This window comes from Moorena sp. SIO3I6, assembly GCF_010672095.1.
In genome coordinates, this window is sequence record NZ_JAAHHU010001368.1 from 1 (window position 1) to 1,382 (window position 1,382).

Annotated in this window: 2 protein-coding genes and 1 pseudogene; 1 reads left to right on the forward strand and 2 read right to left on the reverse strand. The window is 43.8% G+C overall.

Going from position 1 to position 1,382, the window contains the following annotated elements:
* Window positions 1-294, forward strand: a pseudogene (locus F6K49_RS49385) (hypothetical protein); the annotation flags it as partial.
* Window positions 295-494: 200 nt separating this feature from the next.
* On the opposite strand, the gene F6K49_RS49390 reads toward F6K49_RS49385, so the two are convergent.
* Entirely contained in the window at window positions 495-716 is a 222-nt protein-coding gene (locus tag F6K49_RS49390) for an RNA-binding protein hfq (protein WP_293110086.1), read from the reverse strand.
* Between the two features lie 127 nt (window positions 717-843).
* A partial coding sequence (locus tag F6K49_RS49395; protein ID WP_293110088.1) for a transposase occupies window positions 844-1,382 on the reverse strand: 539 nt, incomplete at its 5' end.

A 1,382-nucleotide genomic window follows, 5' to 3' on the forward strand; every position in this document is an offset into this window, starting at 1 on the left:
TGTTATGTTTTAAATGCCTTATTCTTGGCCTATACTGAACTATATAGTTCAGTATTAAGTCAGTGGTTGGGATCAGCAGTGTTTGTAGGTTTACATTATTTTATTGGTAGTCTGATCTCTTCTTTACCAGAAGCGAATGTGGCAATAAAAAACTATGAACGTCTAACTTCACCGGATCTAAATACAGCCCTAGCATCAGCAAGTCAATCGAATATGACTAATCTTGCCCTGGGATGCTTGGGCTGTATTATCGCAACTATCTTGTTACTGACTGGACTAAGCTATAAGTTGTAAATCAAACTTCAGCCTTTAGCCTTTAACCTTTAGCAATCAGCTATCAGCTATCAGCTAAAGGCCACGCTACTGTTCTCGCAGCACCTCAAGTAGCGCAATCGGTGCTTTTAGGTGCGACAATAAGCGCGAATTTAATTCTTAATGGTAAGAGCGTACCTTTGAATAAAATAAACTGACCACTGACGGCTGAATGGTTACCTTTAGGCTTTAGGTGCCTGTGGCTTTAGATAAGCGATCGCATGATAAGGGATCATGATGGTCTGCTGATCTTGAGTGATCAGACACAGGCAGTTTTGATCTTGCCAGCACAACTTCCCCTTGAAGGAATCCCCAGTGAGAAGTTTTAGCTCTAGGAGTTGTTGGTCTTTGATATAGCCTTGAATTTGACTAATACTGGGCAAGCCGGTATCGAATTGGGCCATAATCACAAAAAATCGTGGGATGTGTGGGAACCCTAACAATCATAACCAATCATACTTGGCCAGGAGGGTTTTTGGCGTTTTGGGCAGCATGATCAGAAACAGTATTGTGACTTCTCCCGACGCCGAATCAGAGATTACGGCGCGGGCTTCTCAACCTCACGACTGAGACTTTCTGCGTAGCACTTACCTGTGAGTTACACTCACCCGGCAGTACGCTATCAGCAGACAGTTTCCTTTCCCCGTCGCCCACGGGTACTTTTTCCAATCCTCGCAATCTAATCACCTGAGCCGCTGCATGATCTCTATGAGTTCGATAGCCACATTCAGGGCAGATATGTTCTCGTTGACTGAGCAGTTTCTGTGCAGTTGCCCCACACTCTGGACAGGTTTGACTGGTTCCACTAGGATCTACTCTTTCAAAGTAGCCACCTCGTTTCCAACAAACCCATTTGAGTAAGTCGAGGAACTGTCCAAAAGAAGCATCAATACACTCTTTTCGTAGCATTCCTCTATTGAGTCCAACTGTGTTGAGATCTTCGGCAAAGATAGTCTCTGCGTGGTCACACAAAAGATGTGCGGTTTTCAGGTGAAAATCCTTGCGAGTATTGGCAATTTTATGATGTAATCTTGCCACCAGTACTTGTGCTTTTGAGTAGTTCTTAGAAA

What these genes read in the sequence shown, in the direction of transcription:
- F6K49_RS49390 (WP_293110086.1), bottom strand. Translation starts at nt 716, where the DNA reads ATGGCCCAATTCGATACCGGCTTGCCCAGTATTAGTCAAATTCAAGGC.